General features: G+C 57.8%; 20 protein-coding genes. 19 read left to right on the forward strand and 1 reads right to left on the reverse strand.

All coding sequences use genetic code 11. The features are described 5' to 3' along the window. The first annotated feature begins 54 nt into the window (after positions 1-54). On the forward strand, positions 55-378 hold the full coding sequence (locus GTP55_RS13475; RefSeq protein ID WP_161045446.1) for a hypothetical protein: 324 nt from the start codon (positions 55-57) through the stop codon (positions 376-378). A 604-nt stretch (positions 379-982) separates the two neighbouring features. On the opposite strand, the gene GTP55_RS13480 is transcribed toward GTP55_RS13475, so the two are convergent. Next, positions 983-1,297: an H-NS histone family protein gene (locus GTP55_RS13480; RefSeq protein WP_161045447.1), complete on the reverse strand. Its 315-nt coding sequence runs from the start codon at positions 1,295-1,297 to the stop codon at positions 983-985. 774 nt (positions 1,298-2,071) lie between these two features. On the opposite strand from GTP55_RS13480, the gene GTP55_RS13485 reads away from it, so the two are divergent. From GTP55_RS13485 to GTP55_RS13570, 18 genes are all read left to right on the forward strand, one after another. Further along, positions 2,072-2,515 carry an antirestriction protein gene (locus GTP55_RS13485; RefSeq protein WP_161045448.1) on the forward strand — a complete coding sequence of 148 codons (444 nt, stop codon included), beginning with the start codon at positions 2,072-2,074 and terminating at the stop codon, positions 2,513-2,515. 64 nt (positions 2,516-2,579) lie between these two features. After that, on the forward strand, positions 2,580-4,574 hold the full coding sequence (locus GTP55_RS13490) for a ParB/RepB/Spo0J family partition protein (RefSeq protein WP_161045449.1): 1,995 nt from the start codon (positions 2,580-2,582) through the stop codon (positions 4,572-4,574). A gap of 108 nt (positions 4,575-4,682) precedes the next feature. Then, on the forward strand, positions 4,683-5,036 hold the full coding sequence (locus tag GTP55_RS13495) for a hypothetical protein (protein ID WP_161045450.1): 354 nt from the start codon (positions 4,683-4,685) through the stop codon (positions 5,034-5,036). Positions 5,037-5,113: 77 nt separating this feature from the next. Beyond that, a complete protein-coding gene (locus tag GTP55_RS13500; protein ID WP_161045451.1) occupies positions 5,114-5,644 on the forward strand; it encodes a hypothetical protein in 531 nt (176 codons plus the stop codon). Continuing rightward, the gene (locus GTP55_RS13505) at positions 5,641-6,600 is read left to right on the forward strand and encodes a relaxase/mobilization nuclease domain-containing protein (RefSeq protein WP_161045452.1); all 960 of its coding nucleotides are present in this window, start codon (positions 5,641-5,643) and stop codon (positions 6,598-6,600) included. Before GTP55_RS13500 ends, GTP55_RS13505 begins: the two co-directional genes overlap by 4 nt. 14 nt (positions 6,601-6,614) lie before the next feature. Then, on the forward strand, positions 6,615-6,827 hold the full coding sequence (locus GTP55_RS13510) for a hypothetical protein (RefSeq protein WP_161045453.1): 213 nt from the start codon (positions 6,615-6,617) through the stop codon (positions 6,825-6,827). 681 nt (positions 6,828-7,508) lie between these two features. After that, positions 7,509-7,910: a type II secretion system major pseudopilin GspG gene (gspG, locus tag GTP55_RS13515; protein WP_202423697.1), complete on the forward strand. Its 402-nt coding sequence runs from the start codon at positions 7,509-7,511 to the stop codon at positions 7,908-7,910. A 216-nt stretch (positions 7,911-8,126) separates the two neighbouring features. After that, positions 8,127-8,669, forward strand: coding sequence for a hypothetical protein (locus tag GTP55_RS13520; RefSeq protein WP_161045455.1), 543 nt, complete (start codon positions 8,127-8,129; stop codon positions 8,667-8,669). Between the two features lies 1 nt (position 8,670). Next, positions 8,671-9,189, forward strand: coding sequence for a hypothetical protein (locus tag GTP55_RS13525; protein WP_161045456.1), 519 nt, complete (start codon positions 8,671-8,673; stop codon positions 9,187-9,189). Positions 9,190-9,192: 3 nt separating this feature from the next. Continuing rightward, positions 9,193-11,538 carry a secretin GspD/PilQ domain-containing protein gene (locus GTP55_RS13530; protein WP_161045457.1) on the forward strand — a complete coding sequence of 782 codons (2,346 nt, stop codon included), beginning with the start codon at positions 9,193-9,195 and terminating at the stop codon, positions 11,536-11,538. Beyond that, positions 11,535-12,029: a type II secretion system protein gene (locus tag GTP55_RS13535; protein ID WP_161045458.1), complete on the forward strand. Its 495-nt coding sequence runs from the start codon at positions 11,535-11,537 to the stop codon at positions 12,027-12,029. Before GTP55_RS13530 ends, GTP55_RS13535 begins: the two co-directional genes overlap by 4 nt. Before the next feature lie 2 nt (positions 12,030-12,031). Further along, positions 12,032-12,406 carry a type II secretion system protein gene (locus GTP55_RS13540; RefSeq protein ID WP_161045459.1) on the forward strand — a complete coding sequence of 125 codons (375 nt, stop codon included), beginning with the start codon at positions 12,032-12,034 and terminating at the stop codon, positions 12,404-12,406. 3 nt (positions 12,407-12,409) lie between these two features. Further along, positions 12,410-12,862: a type II secretion system protein gene (locus tag GTP55_RS13545; RefSeq protein WP_161045460.1), complete on the forward strand. Its 453-nt coding sequence runs from the start codon at positions 12,410-12,412 to the stop codon at positions 12,860-12,862. Then, entirely contained in the window at positions 12,849-13,268 is a 420-nt protein-coding gene (gspG, locus tag GTP55_RS13550) for a type II secretion system major pseudopilin GspG (protein ID WP_161045461.1), read from the forward strand. Before GTP55_RS13545 ends, gspG (GTP55_RS13550) begins: the two co-directional genes overlap by 14 nt. An 8-nt stretch (positions 13,269-13,276) precedes the next feature. After that, complete coding sequence (locus GTP55_RS13555) at positions 13,277-14,464, forward strand: type II secretion system F family protein (protein ID WP_161045462.1); 1,188 nt, start codon at positions 13,277-13,279, stop codon at positions 14,462-14,464. Then, complete coding sequence (locus GTP55_RS13560) at positions 14,461-16,122, forward strand: GspE/PulE family protein (protein WP_229257916.1); 1,662 nt, start codon at positions 14,461-14,463, stop codon at positions 16,120-16,122. Before GTP55_RS13555 ends, GTP55_RS13560 begins: the two co-directional genes overlap by 4 nt. Beyond that, the gene (locus tag GTP55_RS13565; protein WP_161045463.1) at positions 16,103-16,870 is read left to right on the forward strand and encodes a hypothetical protein; all 768 of its coding nucleotides are present in this window, start codon (positions 16,103-16,105) and stop codon (positions 16,868-16,870) included. Before GTP55_RS13560 ends, GTP55_RS13565 begins: the two co-directional genes overlap by 20 nt. A 3-nt stretch (positions 16,871-16,873) precedes the next feature. Continuing rightward, on the forward strand, positions 16,874-17,395 hold the full coding sequence (locus GTP55_RS13570; protein ID WP_161045464.1) for a hypothetical protein: 522 nt from the start codon (positions 16,874-16,876) through the stop codon (positions 17,393-17,395). Positions 17,396-17,543 lie beyond the last annotated feature (148 nt).

The raw sequence follows: 17,543 nt of genomic DNA on the forward strand, positions 1-17,543 counted from the left end.
CAAACCACAAGATAGAAGTACTGGTAAGCTTGCTGAGAACGCAAGGAGCCATTCATGAGTACAGGTCATATCCAATTCGAGCCATACGCCAACGGCCACATCGCTATATCGCTGACTGTAAGGGGGCAGCTAGTCCTGAAAAGCAGTAGCGTAGAATCGATCGCTCGTGAAATAGAGCTACGGAAACTCAAAGCATTGCGCCTTGATGACGAATTTGAGATCGCGCTTCCGGCTAACAACGTTACCTTAGAGGCTGCAGGCCAGACAAATCTCAAGTATCCCTTAGTTGCCTTCAAGCTAGTCGCTGCCTGCGCGTGGTTGGCCGACATGACGCAGTTGATAGAGCCGGAAAGAAGGACTGTTCGCAAGGCGGACTAGCTTATACCGGCTGACCGCATCATGAGGGGGCTCTGTTAATCCGCAGTCTATGACAGTCTCTCAGGACTCTAGCTTTCTGACACAAAGTGTCAGACGAACTGGCATCTAAAGACTGCTAACGCCGCGTAACCTACGAACATTTTTCTACAAGCGAACAATTATATCCATCATTGTTGATTTGCGTGAGTTTTTGCCCCAACCTCAAGCATCGATTTGCATGGCCGAATGCCCCATGCAATTTAGGAGTAGAGTACCCATTCGCAGGCTGGTTGGCGTCAAAGGCGGGTCAATCTTACTGGGTCAAATCTGCGCGCAAGCGAACATGTCCGGCGATTTTTCTACGGTGATGAGGCCGCGGTATTTAGCGCAGTACCGCGTTCAAGGTTGACGCCAGTCGGATGCCCGCCTTGGACAGCTGGTTGGCAACCACCGCCTGCGCGTTAGTCACTCGCGGTCAGTCGTTACGCGCGACGGAGAGTCGACCATGCCAAGACGGCGTTGGCGAGCGCGGGCCGGTGTGGTGCGGTGAAGTCGCTCCGGCGATGGACCGGCGGATGGTGGCCAACACGCTGTGCGCAGACTGGCAAGCAGGCTTGAGCAAGAATCAATGATCGGCGAGGTCGGCGCCGACCCTACTTGATCCGAAGGCGCGCGGGTCCTTGCCGGCGATCCATGCTGGCGGACGGCCCTTGCCGTTCCACGTGCGGTCGCTGTCCGGATCGCGGTACTTGGCCTCGGATAGCGCGGTCGATTTTATGCGTTTGTTTGCCGCTGGCGCCAGGTCGGCCAGTGTCAGGCCATGCGCATCCATCAGCGCATGGATACGTTGCTTGGCGGCGGCGATTTCGCTGGTGCGCGCGGCTTCGGCTTGTTGCCGCAGCACTTGGATCTGTGCTTGTAATTCAGAATAGCTGGCCATGCGGACTCCTCGTGGGCTGGAGGCTGGCAATGTAGCACGGCGTGCGACGTCGTGTGTGGGATGGGGCTGGGCGAGGCCCTGCGGGCCTGTCCTCCTTGCGGGTCGCTGCGCTCCGTCCCTGCGGGACCGGGCCTGCGGCCCGCCTCCAGTCCTCCGCTCGCAACCCCAACTTCCTTCCTTCGCCACTGCAGTTTCGTATTTGCAAGCTCTATGGCAGGTTGGCCGGAAGAAGCTGGCGCCCCTTCCGGTGGGTGAACACCAGGGCGGCATGCCACGCTGCGCGCGACATACCGCAACAGCCACTGCAGTGATGCGGGAGAGGCTGCGCCACTCCCGGAGGCAAACACCATGGCGGCGTGCCCCGCTGCGCGCGACACACCGCAACCGCCACTGCGCAAATGCGGGAGAGGCTGACGCCACTCCCGGTGGGCGCACCATGGCGGAGTACCGCGCTGCGCGCGGCACACCGCACCCCAACAACCTGAAGTGAGGACAGGACGCTTTCAAAGGCCATGCCAGCGATACAGCCGCTGGCATGGCCTTTGAGCCGCCGCGTGCGCTATGAAGCCGGCCGCGTCCCGTCCTGGGGCGCCTGCGGCGCTGGTCAACCCCGTGCACCTGCCACAGGCCGCGCTTTGCGCCAATCCCCCCACAAGTCCCCCCAGGGTGAGCGAGGGGGACTTGTGGGGGGATCAACCACGCAAAGCGCCAAACCTGTCTGCAGGATGAAGTGCGTGTCCTCCTCAATGTCAACTTTCACTCAAGGAGAACAGCATGGATCACGATCAACAAGTCTTGGCAGCACCGGAGGCGGAGAGCGGCCTCATCACCGCGCAACTGGTGCCCTGCGAACAGCGGCTGAATTTCCTGCCGCAGCGCTTCGGCCCGCATTTCCTGCTGGCCGAGAACACCATCTACGACACCATGGGGCGGCTTTGCTCCGCCTATACCGGCGGTTTCTGGGCGTTCTATCTGCTGTCGAACGGCGGTGCGTTCATGGCACCGACCGACGCGCTGGCTTATCACGTCGAATGCGAGGGGAACGGTTACGAGGGCTGGCTGGAGGCGACGGTGGCCGGCATGGGCGTGACGGCCATGGCGCTCAACCGGCTGTCCTTCATGCACGGCGGGGCGCGCTACGCGGACCTGTTCTACCGACTGCGCGAGTACATCAGCCAGCAACCGCAGGCGCGGCAGCTGTTCGCGCTGTTGGACTGAACGGGTAGTGCGGCTGGCGCGGGTGCGCCAGCCGCTACCGATATCGATATCGACCAAGGAGAACATGATGTATGAATCGGAACAAACAATCGCCGGTGACCAGTCCGGTGACAGCGACCCGACCAGCGCCATGGCGCTGGCCTTGCAGCAGGCATCGCAACGCATACTGGCGCATGCGACCATCGGCACGGCCTCCCACCGGCAGATGGTGCCGAGCGTGGCGAACGTGCGCAAGCAGCCCCGCGACCTGAACGAACTGAAGGCGCTGGTGCGCGCCATGGGCGTGCTGCACAATCTGGTGTGCTACGCGCAGCAGCGGGACGGCGTGCCGACCGGCTTGCTGGAAATCGCTGCCGGTAAAGGCCGCTGGCAGGTGGTGGGGGAGCTGATCGCCGAAGGTGATCTGCCCGAGGACTACCAGTTGCCTTACCTGCTGGTGGGCGAGGACGAGGCGGTGCTGGTCAGTCTGGCCGAAAACCTCGGCCGGACGGCGATGCATGCCGCCGACATTTTCGACGGCATGCGGGCGTTGGCGGCACAGGGACGCAGCGTGGCCGATATCGCGCTGGCGTTCAGCGTCAGCGAGCTGACGGTGCGCCAACGCCTGAAACTGGCCAATGTAGCCCCGCGCCTGTTCGACCTGTACCGGGCCGACCGCGCCAGCTACGAGCAGATGGCGGCGGTGGCGGTCAGCGATGACCACGCGGCGCAACTGGCGGCATGGGATGGACTGAACGCGTGGGAGCGGCAACCGCAGCGCCTGCGCCGCCTGCTGACCCAGCACTGCGTGGCGCTGGGGGAGGACCGGGTGGCGCGCTACGTCGGACTGAAGGCTTACCAGCAGGCTGGCGGGCTGGTGACACGTGATCTGTTCAGCACGCAGGAGCAGGGTTATGTCGACGACGTCGCGCTGCTGGACCGGCTGGCGCAGGCGCGGCTGGAACGGCTCGCGGCACGGCTGCGCAAGGAAGGCTGGCGCTGGATCGCGGTGCACTGCCGGATCGACGCCAGTGCGCTGGCAGCCTATGGCCGGGTCCGCACCGAGACACTGCCGCCGACACCAGAGCAGGCCGCGCGGCTGGCTCAGCTGGAACAGCGCGCCGGGCAACTGCGCGACGCGCTCGACCAGGCCGAAGCATCTGGCGCGGATGAGGACGGGGCGGCAGTGCGCGAGCTGGCCGCCGTCGAACTGGAACAGGGACAATTGCAAGCCGCGCTGCAACAGCCCGATCGTGCCGACCGGGCCTTGGCCGGGGCGCTGGTGACGATCGACGATCAAGGCAAGGCGTGCGTGCTGCGCGGCCTGATCCGGCCGCAGGACCGGCCGCAGATGGTGACTGGGGCAACGACCGGGCTGAAGACCAAGCAGCGTGTACGTGGGCCGCACAGCGCGCGGCTGACCGCCACGCTCACCGCGCAGCGCACGCTGGCGCTGCGGGCCGAACTAGTGCGCCAGCCCGAGGTGGCGCTGCTGGTGCTGGCGCATCATTTGCTGCGGCAGGTGTTCTATGCCGAGCGCGGCGGCAGGGCGGTTCAGCTGGACATCAAACCGCCGCAGTTGCCGCCGGACGCCGAGGACGGCGCGGCATGGGAATGCTGGCAGGCGCAGCGGGCTGCGCTGGCGGCGATCCTGCCGGAAAGCGGCGCCAGCGCCGGCCTGATGGCGTGGCTGCGCCGCCAACCGCGCAACGTGGTCGATGACTGCATCGCGTTCTGCACCGCCTGTAGTGTGGACGGCGTCCATCAGGATGAGCGGACGCCGGCGGCGGTGGCCGACTTGGTGCAGGCGGTCGGGCTGGACATGCGCAAGTGGTGGCAGCCGACCGCGCAGGGGTATTTTGCGCACGTGCCGAAAGCGCATTTGCTGGCGGTGGTGGCGCAGGCGGCGTCACCAGCGGCGGCGGTTCCGCTGGAGCGGATGAGCAAGCAGGCGGCTGCGGAGGCGGCGGCGCGGGCGATGGCTGAGCGCGGCTGGTTACCGGCGGTGCTGGGTGGGGCGGGGTTGAACGGCGCAGCGCAGGCGGTAGCACAGGATGCCGAGGTCGACGTCGACGAGTGACGCTATGGGCGGGCCGCTTCCGGTGAATATGGCCGGAAGCGGTCTTTTTTTTGCCTGAATGAAGAAGGGGGCGGGGATTGGATCGGCGTGGCGGAAGGGGAGGCGGTGATGGATTGGCTGTGGCTGTTCGCTGTGGCCGATGGTGGCGCACTGCCGGGGCATCTACAAGCGCTGCGGTGGTCTATGCGAGGAGGAACCTTGCGCATCTGGGGCAGGGTTGCCTACGCTTGTCCGGGCGCTCGCGGCGACGGAACAGTAGCGTGCGGCTGGTCGGCAGGCGGGGGTTTGGTGGACTGCTTGCTGCTGAGTCTGGTCTTTCTTGGTTCATTGATCGGCGGCGGTTCAAGCGGGCTGAAGCGATATGGCTCTGCGGTGGTGCTACAGCTGGGGCTGGCTTCCTTCGCACCTGCGGTGCTTGAAATTTTCAAGGCATACGTCTTTTTTGGAGCTATTGCAGGATAGGCTGACGCCGATCAAATGTGCTCCACTGTTGGTGGCGTAGGATGAACTGAGTGGCATTCATTTGCATGAGGTGCATCATGGCGACCCGACCGAACCGCATCAATATCGATCTTGGCCCCTACAAGGGCGCGTGGCTGGCGTACTGCAAAGCAAACGGGGTGACATCGAACCAGGCATTTCGCCAGATCGTGGCAAAGCTGACGGCGAAAGACGAGGGCGTACCGCAACGCGAACAGGCCTCCGCGCAAGAACCGAAGTCGCGGAAGATCCTCCGGCTGACGGCAGCCGAAAGCGACTACGTCTCGGCCTGCGCCAGGCTACAAGGCTTTTCCGACAATCGCTGGATTGTGGCCTTGATACGCGCGCGGATGGAAAGTGCGCCGCAGCTCGGCGCTGCGGAGATAGAAATGCTGGGCCGCTCGAATTTGATCTTGCTGGGGATGGCGCGCCAGCTGAATCGCCTTGCGACGACCACCTCCATCAGTTCAGCTGCTAACTCATCTGAGCTGGTGACCACGCTCCGAGCGCTGCACCACCAGTTCACTGGGCATGTCGAAGCGATATCCAGCCTGCTTGCCAGCAATCTCGCCAGATGGGGGCGGGGATGAACAAGGACCATACAGATACCCTCCTGCTCGCATGGGACCAGGGATTCAACCAGCGGCAGTCAAGGCGGGTGGCGACCCGTGGCCCACGGCCTCTGCCCAAGCAAGCTGCCGGCAATTCGGCGAGCGCGCACGCTATCCGCCAACGGCTGCGCGGTAATGTCCGACGCACGCCGCAGGCTATGGTGCGTATTTCCGGCGGTGGCCGCGGCATGCGGCACATCCGCGCCCACCTTGACTACATCTCCAGGAATGGGCTGTTGGCCGTTGAAGGCCCGGACGGCGAGTTATATCTCGGACGCGAGGAAGTCCGCTCGCTGGGAGATGAATGGCAGCATGGCGGCGTGCCGATCGCCGATGAAGCCAACAGGCGAGAGGCGGTGAATATCGTCTTGTCGATGCCGGAAGGGACGGATGCTCAAGCTTTGTTACGTGCGGTGCGCGATTTCGCGCGTGATGAATTTTCAGATCACCAGTATGTGATGGCGCTGCACCGGTATGAGGATGATCCTGGGCGTAATCCCTCGCGCCATCCTCACGTGCACTTGTGCGTGAAGAAGACAGCACCCGATGGCAGCCGGCTCGATCCACGCAAGGAGGATCTGCGGCGGTGGCGCGGCTGCTTTGCCGAACGATTGCGGCATCACGGGATCGATGCAACGGCGTCGAGCCGAATTGAACGCTTCCAAGCGCAGAAGGGGCTGCCGCAAAGCGTCTACCACCTGCGCAAGCGGAATCGCGCGCGCGGCCCGCAGATATGGGGTGCCGGCCCGGGAGCCAAGGCGGCAGCGCAGCTACGGCAGCAAGCAATGTTGCAACGTTATGCCGGTGTTGCACGGATATTGGCTGGTGGAGAAGACGGGGAGGACCGGCAGCTGGGTGTGGGGCTGGTTGGCATGTGCGAACGGGCGCTCGCGATCGCGCGCGAGCGCGAACCTCGCAAGCAGCGCGCGCGATGACGCGAGGAGTGACAATGAAGAGAGTACACAGTGGATCAACCAATCTTTTGGCTGAAGCGATGCGATGGATTTCGTTAGCGTTGACTATTAGGGCGGCTGCGTGGCTCGGCGCCCGGATCATCCACGCGTGTCTGCGGCTGGCGCTGGCCATGTTTGGTTTGCTTGCCGTGAGCTTTCTCCTGTATGGGCTTGGCTACGTGATTTTCTATCCGGTAATCACCCGCTGACTTTGGGGGGCATCACGCATCGCTGCGCGGCGGTGGTCAATGACGAAGTGATCGCCGCGTGGATGGTGCTCGCTGCGGCGCTCGCCGGATCTTGGAATGGTAGCCAGTGACAAGGTATTAGAGCAGGCCATAACATGGCCGGTGCACCGAATCCATAGTTCGGGTGGGGTCAACATCTTGCCGACGAATTTGTCTTGCTTAAGCAGTATCGAGGCGCAAAAGAGGTCGTTGAGTAGCATGTTGTACCAGGATTAGCGCATCCGGAGTAATCGGCACACTAGTTCAGGTGCGAAACCAGTAGGGTGTAATTTTGGCGCTTTGCCGGTATTACAAAGCAGCTGCCATGGATGCAGCGACCGGAACCTTATCTGGCCGGCCTGATTGGTATAGAGAGTAATGAGGATCAGATAGGTTAATTGCTTTTGTTGCCGCTTTTCATTAAATTATGGATACTGGCCTCGTTCTAAATGTTTGCAGAATGATCTACTTCCTAGTGGTGCAGGTGCGCTCGACCACTTAAGAAAATATTGCACCGATTTCTAGAATTAGAGAAGAAGCCACAGAGTGAATAAGATTGTTATCTTGGCAAAGTAATGGTAGCCTCCCAATTTTCGGCGCAAGCCGTTACATCGATACATGGGAGTAGTTGTGAAGATTTGTAAAAGCGAAGCAGGACGTACGATGCACGGTTTTACCTTGTTGGAGTTGCTCGTTGTGATTGTCATCATCGGCTTGCTTGCCGCATATGTCGGCCCCAAGTACTTTGCGCAGCTGGGTAAGTCAGAGGTGACGATCGCAAAAGCGCAGATTGAAGCGTTCGAAAAATCCCTGGATACTTTCCGTCTGGATGTTGGTCGTTATCCGACCACTGAGGAGGGCCTGAACGCGTTGGTTCTGGCACCCTCCACAGTTGGCACGAAATGGAATGGACCATATCTGAAAAAAGGCATTCCCCTGGATCCATGGGGTCATGCCTACCAGTATAAGGCGCCTGGCACGAAATCCGAATTCGACATTACCTCGCTAGGCCGCGATGGACAGGCGGGCGGGAGTGGTGACGACGGTGATATTACGTCTCAATAAGGAAAACTCGTCCCTTCTTGTAGACCCTATGTGCGTCTGTACAACATTGTCCTAAATTTAAACCGATAGTGACAATTGGGGAGAATCTTGCCATTTACCTTAGAGTAAACTGGCTTTCCGGTTGGAAAAGTCGCCCATGCAAGCGACAGCCGGCAAGCCAATGCGTTCCTATTCGGCTCAGCATGTCTACTAATGTACAGAGGCTTCTCTAAGGCGATGAAGAGTTTTTTGCTGTACTCCTATTGGCGGTTTCAAATACGTCGTCTGTTTCGAGCCCACCCAGTCCTAAGCACTTCCTTCGTATGTGTTTCATTTGGATTGGCTATTGCTGTGGCGTTTTACTTTGATCGGATGCATACGGCGCGTGCGGTCCGTCAAGAGTTTGATGTTGCGAGCCGCGCGGTTAAGAATCAATTGGCCTCCACGCCCGCTGTGGCAGCCACGATTGTAGCGCCAGCACTTCCTTGGTTTCATAGTACCGACTTGGTCGCACAGTTCGGCCACCTCGCAGAAGAAATCAAACTTCCTATTGATGAGATCGGGTATTCGCTAGAGGAGTCGCCGAATCGTCCCTTTCTCAGGTATCGCGTAACGTTGACAGTGGCAGCCAGTTATCCAGTCATCCGCAGCTTTGTCGATGCGTTGTCCGAGACCATGAAAAATGTCGATCTCGATAGCATCAGCTGCACGCGCGCTGATATTGCGGTGGCACCGTTGACTTGCGAGTTGGCGTTCTCAGCCTTCTTCCGGAAGGACTGACGTGGATAAATCTGTTCGCGTCAGATGGGGTATCTTATTGAGCGCATTATTTTCGACGGTCGCGGCGGTGTTTTATCCCACTGTGGACAGTGCAACCGCTGAAGTTTCCGATCCCGCCCCGCGTGCCGCCAAGCGCCTGGAATCGCCGCCAGCGCTTACGGCTGCTACGACCGTCAATGATGACGAGCCCGAGGAAAACGCCGATCCTTTTGCTCCGCGCAATTGGCAGGCGCCACCGGCGCCAGCGCCAATCGCGCAGTCGACTCCAATAGCGGTTGCCGCAGTTGATTTGATCCCGCCGGGACCGCCGGAGTTGCCGTTCCGGTTTGTCGGCAGCATGAGTGACAACGCCGAACAGATCGTTTATTTGTCACGCGGGGATACCGCCATCGTGGCACGCACGGGTGATGTGCTGGACAGCAGTTATAAAGTCACCGCCATAACTGCTTCCCAAATTGAATTTGAATATTTGCCCTCCGGTGCCAAACAGTCGCTGGTGTTTCCTACGCGCGACAACTAATCCATGCTCCTATTTATTAAATTGCTACAAAGCCGAGTTTGTGTCGGCTTAATTTCCTTGGTCCTGTTAGCGGGATGCGCTGCCGAGCGCCACCATAACGATGGGGTGGCGGCGATGGCGGCGAACGACTACGCCAAGGGTGTTGCAGAACTGGTGAAGGCTGCTGAGCTAAAGCCGGAAGATATCGGATATCGCAACGACTGGTTGCGTGCGCGTGAAACCGCGACTGCAAAGCTTTTGGCGCGTGGGGCGGCGGCGGCGGCCGAAGGCAAGTCAGCTGAAGCCGAACAGTCGTATCAGGCCATTCTGAAGTTTGACCGCGATAACGCGCGCGCGGTGGCGGGTCTCGAAGCGCTAAATAATGCAGCCCGAGCGATGGAGGACTCGGCGCGCGCGCGCACGGCGTTGAAACAAGGTGATTTGGCCCAGGCCGGCGAGTTGGCAGCAAGAGCGTTGCAATTGGTACCGGGACAGGCGGAGGCCAACGCCGTCCGGCGTGAAATTGAATCGTTGCAAGCCCAGGAGATGACGGTCGTGCCGACCTTGGGGAGCATATACAAGAAACCCATCAATCTTGAGTTCCGGGATGCCAGCATCAAAATGGTTTTCGATGCGCTGTCGCGCACGACCGGTATCAATTTCATCTTCGATCGCGACGTAAGGAGCGATCAGCGCACCACGGTGTTTCTTAAACAAACGAAACTGGATGATGCGATTGACGTCATTTTGTCGACGGCGCAGTTGGAAAAGAAAGTACTCAACCAAAGTAGTGTGCTGATCTATCCCAATTTACCCGCCAAAACACGTGAGTATCAGGACTTACTGGTCAAAGTTTTTTATCTGGCCAACATCGATGCCAAACAGGCAGCCACAATGCTGAAGACTGTACTGAGATTGAAGGACGTCTATGTCGATGACAAATACAACATGCTCATATTGCGCGAGACCCCTGAATCGATTGCATTGGCAGAGCGGCTGATTGCGCTGCAAGATCTGGAAGAACCGGAGGTCATGCTGGACGTTGAGGTGTTGGAGATCAATCGTTCTCGCCTACTGAATATGGGGATCCAGTGGACGAACCAGTTTACGATTACGCCTCTTTCCGTCACCACCACGAGCAACGGCTCTGCCGGCAGCGGTGGGAGTACAGGTTCGGTAGGGACTTCTGTCATGAAACTCAGCGATCTTCAGTCGCTCAATTCTACAGTGCTTGGCATTACGCCACCAAGCGCTACGGTGAGTCTGCAAAAGACGAACGGCGATGCCAACTTGCTGGCCAACCCGCGCATCCGGGTACGGGACCGTGAAAAGGCCAAGATCATGATTGGGGACAAAGTTCCTGTGGTTACTACCACCAGCAACAGCACCTTCGTCACCGAGAACATTCAGTATCTTGACGTTGGGCTCAAGCTGGAGGTGGAGCCTGACATTCATGTCCGCGATGAAATCGGCTTGAAGTTGGCACTGGAGGTAAGCTCCTTAGTTTCCTCTACCAAGACAAACAACGGCTCTCAGGCCTATCAAATCGGCACCAGGAATGTGAATACGGCGTTACGTCTCAAGGATGGCGAAACGCAGATTCTTGCCGGTCTCATTAACGATGAGGACCGCTCCAGCGCCAACCGAATCCCTCTATTGGGGGACTTGCCAGTGCTAGGGCGTTTATTCGGCAGCCAAAGTGACAATCGGCAAAAGACGGAAATCGTGCTTTCAATTACGCCGCATCTGATTCGTAATATCCAACGCAAGGGTCCAGCTGCCGAGACCTTCTGGTCAGGCACTGAGGCGACGCTACGCAATCGTCCGCTGCAATTGCGCAGTGTTGATTCGTTGGAGTTGCCTGGCACGACCGGACGAGGTGCAGCAGGTCCGACGGCGTCGTCGGCTCCTACCGGTCCTGTCACAACGCCAACGGGATCGAATGCGCCGCAACTGAGTTGGAGTGGCCCAACCGGTGCTAAGGCCGGCGAAACAGTTAAGTTGGCGTTGAACATGGAAAGTGTTGAGTTGCTACGTGCCGCCTCTCTGCAGCTGGCGTTTGACCCGGCCGAGCTTGAAGTGCTGGCGGTGGAAGAAGGCGACTATTTTGGGAAAGATAAGGGCAGTATCTTTAGCCAAGCGGTGGATGCGGTTAGCGGACGTGTCTCGGTTAGTCTGGGCGCCAACGGCGACGCAGGTAATAAGGGCGCCGGACGCCTGTTCACCCTGACGGTAAAGCCGCGGATCAACCCCAACGGCAGTAGTAATGGCACTGGCATAAGCGTAGTTGCCATGATGCCGATCGGTAGCGCCCATGCGGTGGGGCGTCCAGGATTACCGTTAGCTCATCCTCTGGCGATTACGCGATGAGCCTGGCTAAGCGACAGCGGCGCAGGTCATTCGGCTTCAGTCTGATTGAGCTCCTGGCGTCTGCTGCGATTCTTGGATTGCTGGCGACGGTGGCTGTTCCATTCGTTGAGACTACCGTCAAGCGACAGAAGGAACAAGCCTTGCGACTTGCTCTCCGCGATATCAGACAGGGTCTCGACGCCTACAAGAAAGCGGTGGTTGATGGTCAGATTAAGTTGACCGACCTGGCCGCGAGTGGATACCCAGCGACGCTGGTCGATCTGGTTTCCGGCGTAGCTGACGCCAAAAATAACGGCAAACCCTTGTATTTTTTGCGCCGCATACCACGCGATCCGTTTTACCCTGATGCGACAGCGCCTGCGATTAACACGTGGGGATTGCGGAGCTTTTCCTCTTCGGCTGAGCATCCCGTCAAAGGCGATGATGTGTATGACGTGTATTCCACGTCCGATGCTGTCGGTCTGAACGGCGTGCCTTATCGGGAGTGGTGACTGTGCAAAGAAATAGCGGGTTCACAATGATCGAATTGTTGGTAACACTGGCCATTATCGGCTTGCTGGTGTCGCTGGCCGCGCCGCGCTACTTTGGCAATATCGATCGGACGCGCGAGGATGTGCTTCGTGAAGATTTGTATGTGATGAGAAATGCGCTCGACCACTTTTACGCGGACCGCAATGTCTACCCAGCCACGCTTGATGAGCTCGTTAAGGAAAAATACCTTCGTAGTCTGCCGGTCGATCCCTTTACGCAGAGTTCGAACAGCTGGTTGCCGGTGGCTCCTACTGATGCGAGTTTGGGCGGCGTCGCAGATGTACAGAGTGGGGCTCCTGGAAAGGGCCGGGATGGCACTGCTCTGAGGAGTTGGTAAGCCATGGCCAGACAAAGTGGATTCACGTACGTGATCGTAATGTTTTTGGTAGCCGTGTTATCGATCATCTCGGTACGAGCACTGGAGAATACGCTCACTACTGAGCGTCGTGACAAGGAAGCGCAGTTGTTATTGGTCGGCCAGGCTTACGCGGATGCGATCGCAGCATATTACAATGGTTCACCGGGGACGGAAAAAAGATGGCCGCAAAAGCCAGAGGACCTGCTGCTGGACCAACGCACCAACCGCACCTTTAGAGCGATAAGAAAACTGTACCGCGATCCGCTCACCGGCGCCAAGGAATGGGGCTATGTGTACAACGGCGACGACTTGGTCGGCGTGTATTCCCTGTCCCCCCAAAAACCGCTCAAGCGGGATCAGTTCCCGCCAAACCAGGCTGGCTTCAAGAACGCGAATAGTTACCGAGATTGGAAGTTTGTATATGCCGGCCAATGAACAGAGCGGCTTTACGCTGCTGGAGCTATTGGTCGTGATTGTCATCATCGGGTTACTGGCTGCGTTCGTTGGGCCGAAATACTTCGGCCAGCTAGAGCAATCGAAAGCGCAGATTACCCGCGCACAGATCGATGCGCTGGATAAGGGACTGATCCAGTATCGGATCGATACCGGCCATTACCCATCGATGGAGCAGGGATTGATTGCGCTGTTTGTCGCTCCCGCCAATGAAGCGCTATGGCGTGGCCCTTATCTGAACAAAGCACTCCCGCAAGATGGATGGGGAAATCCTTACGTGTACAAGTTGCCCGGTGAAGGCGGGCGCGATTTTGAAGTGATTTCCTACGGTAGCGATGGGCAGCCCCAAGGCGCCGGCACGGCCGCTGATATCGCCAACTGGCACTGACAAGGTTAATGATGCGTTACCGTGCAAAGGTTTTGAATCAACAGCTGAATGTCGATCATATCGAGGTCGATGCTTCCAGCGAAGCGGAGGCGCGACGCGTTGTGGCGTCTTCTGGCGCACGCGTGTTGGATTTGCGACAAATGCGTGCGGGTCTGAAACGTTCAGGCCGGCAGAAAAAATTTAACTTGAGTGTCTTTAACCAGCAGCTTCATTCGCTGCTTGATGCGGGGCAAACGGTCGTCGAAGCCATTGAGGTGCTGGGACAAAACGACAGGCGGGGACGGCATCGGGCGATTTACGACACCTTATTGCAGAGTCTCCAGCAGGGCAATCAGCTGTCCGACGCGATGGCGATGCTGCCGTCGGTTTTTTCTCCCTTGTATATTGCGATGGTCAGGGCCAGTGAAACCACCGGTACTGTGAGGGCGGCTATTCGGCGCTTCATGCTTTACCAGCGCCAGATCGATGAGATACGTGGCAAGTTGACCGCTGCTGCAACCTACCCAGCTATCCTGCTGAGCGTCGGCTTTCTGGTCATCGGCTTCTTGTTGCTCTACGTTCTGCCACGCTTCAGCGCTGTATACGATGAGTCTGGATCAAGCCGCCGAGGCGAAGCTGGGTTTGTCCAGCTATGGGGTGGCTTTGTGCGTAACAACACGGTGTTGGCTTGGTCTAGCGTCCTGATTGTGGTTGGCATTGTTGTGGCGGTGGCAACCCATCCCGCGTTGCGTGCCATGGTCTATCGCAAGATGATGAGTCTTCCATGGTTAGGAGAACGCGTCCTGGTGCTGCAGCTCGCTCGTCTGTATCGCACACTGGGCATGCTGCTGCGTAGTGGCGTCAGCGTGTTGTCGGCCATGCGCATGACGCAGGCTTCGATGCCTGTCACGATGCATGCCGACCTCACGGCTGCGGCGTTGGCAGTGAGCGAGGGTAAGGCGTTGTCGCATGTGATGGCGACATACGGGTTGAGTACAGAGGTTGCTCAGCGGCTGCTGCTCGCCGGCGAATCCTCTGGCAACTTGGACGAGATGATGGAGCGTATCGCTGACTTCTACGATGAGGAAACTGCGCTCTGGATCGACACGGCAGGACGTCTGATCGAACCTATTTTAATGTTAGCGATTGGTGCGATCGTGGGGGCCATCGTTCTCATGCTCTACAGCCCAATTTTTGACTTGGCGAACATAGTTTGAAATTCATTGACATGCTTAACTTATCTTTACTCGACGATATTACACGCGCCACGGAGCCACCGTACCAATGGCTTACGCGGTTGGCTGAGCATATGGGCAGCACACGCCATGAAGCGCTTGCAGCTTCGGGTGAATTATTGGCAATGCCTGTGATGAGCGGTGAAGCATTACGTCGGCTTAAACCTGAGTTTGAGCTAGCCAGCTACAGCGAGATGGTGGCGCGTCATGCATTTGTTGGCGTCGATGACCAAGGGCGAACTCTTGCGCTTATAGGGATGCCGCTTGACCCCAACGTCGGCGATTGGCTGGCGCGCATTAATCTGCATGAAATTTATTTGGCGGACCCGGAACTGATCCAATCGAAACTGGAATCGCACGAATCGATGTTCAGCGCGGTGGCGCAGGCTGTAGGTACCGAGGGCGCTATTGAATTGGCGCGGGACGACAGTGCAGACATGACGCTGAGCTCTATCCAAGGCGAGTCCAGTCCTGCGGTACGGCTTATCAACTCTACGGTGTTTGATGCGCTTCGCTTCGAAGCGAGTGATATTCATCTTGAGTCTTTACCTCAGGGATTGGTGATTAAGTTTCGTATCGATGGGGTGCTGAACAAGATCGCAGTCGTCAATAATCCAGCGTTGGCAGAGCAATCGATCGCCCGTATCAAGGTGCTGGCGGAGCTTGATATCGGTGAGAAGCGTGTGCCGCAGGATGGACGCTTCCGTGTATCCGCGAAAGGGCGTGATATTGACATCCGTGTTTCAATCATGCCGAGTATTCATGGCGAGGATGCTGTTCTACGCATACTCGACAAGAAAGCGCTAACCGATAGCGTGCAGCGGCTTACCCTGGACTCTCTCGGTTTTGATCGTCAGACGATTCATTTATTGCGGCGCCTGGCTGCGGAGCCGTACGGCATGATGCTTGTGACTGGCCCAACCGGCAGTGGCAAGACCACCACGTTGTATGCGGCGCTTACCGAAATTAATCACGGTGAGGACAAGTTCATTACCATCGAAGATCCGGTCGAGTATCAATTGCCTGGCGTGTTGCAAATTCCCGTCAATGAAAAGAAAGGGCTGACGTTTGCGGTAGGCCTGCGCTCCATCTTGCGGCATGACCCGGATAAGATTCTGGTCGGCGAGATTCGCGATCCTGAAACGGCGCAGATCGCGGTGCAGTCGGCGCTAACCGGTCATATGGTTTTCACCTCGGTGCATGCCAACAACACGTTCGACGTGATTGGCCGTTTCATGCACATGGGCGTCGACCCGTATAACTTCGTGTCGTCTTTGACTGGTGTGGTGGCGCAACGCCTGTTGCGTCAGAACTGTTCGCATTGCAGCGCGCCGGTGCAAGTGAGCGCGGAACTGCTGGAGGAGTCCGGCATCAAGGACCCCGAAACATATCGTTTTCACGCCGGCGGAGGATGTCCTGAATGCCGCAACACCGGTTATAAGGGGCGCCGCGCAGTGGCAGAAGTCTTGCGGTTGACCGACGAAATCCGCGAGATGATTGTGGCACGGGCGTCAATCCGTGCCTTGAAGGAGCAAGCCAGGAAAGAAGGTACGCGGTTTTTGCGCGATGTGGCGTTGGATCTGGTACGCGCGGGGCACACCACTTTACAGGAGGTAAATCGTGTCACGTTTGTTGCCTGAAAAAGTCAAGATTGGATTATTTCCGGGCTGCTGTTGGCTACAAAGACGCGGAGTTGCTGAGCTCGTCATAGTGAGGCCGGAGGGGCAAGGAGCGGAAGCTTTGACGGCGGCGTTTATCGCTTTGTTGGCTAAACTGCCCGAAGCAGGGCGTGCGCGGATTCACTTGCATGTATTGGTGTCTGATAGTCTTGCTGCGATTACGCTGCTGCCGTGGCAAGAAAGTCTTGTAGCAGACGATGAGTTGCGGGCCTATGCGCAGGCCTGCTTTGAGCAGGCAGGGAATACGATTGATGCCAGTTGGGCGATGCAGTACCACTTCCGACAATTCCGCGCACCGGGTATGGCGTATGCGCTGTCCCATGTTTGGCTATCGCAGCTGGTAGCACTGAGTGAAACCGCTGGCATGCATTTGAAGACAGTGCTGCCCTTGTCCGCCAGTGCTTATCAGCGCCAAGGGGGCGCCCGCACAGAGAAGCAAAGCGTGCTGCTGCTGGTGGAGCAGGAGCGGCTAACCGCATTAATATGCGTCAATGGCATGCTGATCAATAGGGATGTGCAACCCGTTATGGGTAAGCTCGACGCAGCGGGTGTTCGCCTTCTCATGCGTGTCACGGCCAACCAGCGAAATGTCCAAGCTGTGTACTATTGTGATCCGTCTTATTCCGAGGCGGTATCGCCACAAGCGTTCGTTGCGGCCTGTTTGCCGCAGTCGAGTATTACACCTGTTATTGCCTTGGATTGGATCTAGTTCATGGATGCTTTACTCCGAGTTATCAGACCTCAGTCGCGTTCGGTAGTTCCCTTGCTGGCTTTGTCAATACTTATCGCTAGCGTGGGCGTTTGGGTTGCAATTCTGGGATTCCGGCTACATGAAAAACAGGCGTCGATAACTGAGCGCGTTGCTCTGTTAAGGGCAAACAGTGTTGAGAAGCCAAAAATCGAACCAACCAAAGTTGAGCTTGACGAATTGAAGCAATGGGCGCTCTTGCAGACGGAGCGGCAATTCAGGTGGAGACCCTTGTTCAATGCGGTGGAGAAATCCACTAGCCCTGACATCGAACTGCTTGAATTTCAGCCGGATAAAGCCAACCGCAAGCTGCTGCTCAGAGGAGAAGCGCGCGATGACTCGGCCCTGCTAGCGTTTGTCGATGCTCTGGCGGAGCAACCTGCGCTAAGCCACGTTCACATCACGCACACTAAAACGCGTCGCCGCGATCGTTTAGTAACCGTCATCTTTGAGGTTAAAGCAAATTTTCTTGTCGGAATTTTTTAATGCAAGTCAAGCATTAGTGCAAATTTACAACATTTTCCAAAAATATATGAAGATGTGATTTTCTGTGTATTTTCAAAAACGCAACAGCAGTTAGTATCTGCTGGTTAAGCTGTTAGAAATGCGTGGGTGGGAGGCATTAGCCCCCGCT

This window comes from Duganella margarita (assembly GCF_009857535.1).
Lineage (GTDB): Bacteria > Pseudomonadota > Gammaproteobacteria > Burkholderiales > Burkholderiaceae_D > Rugamonas > Rugamonas margarita.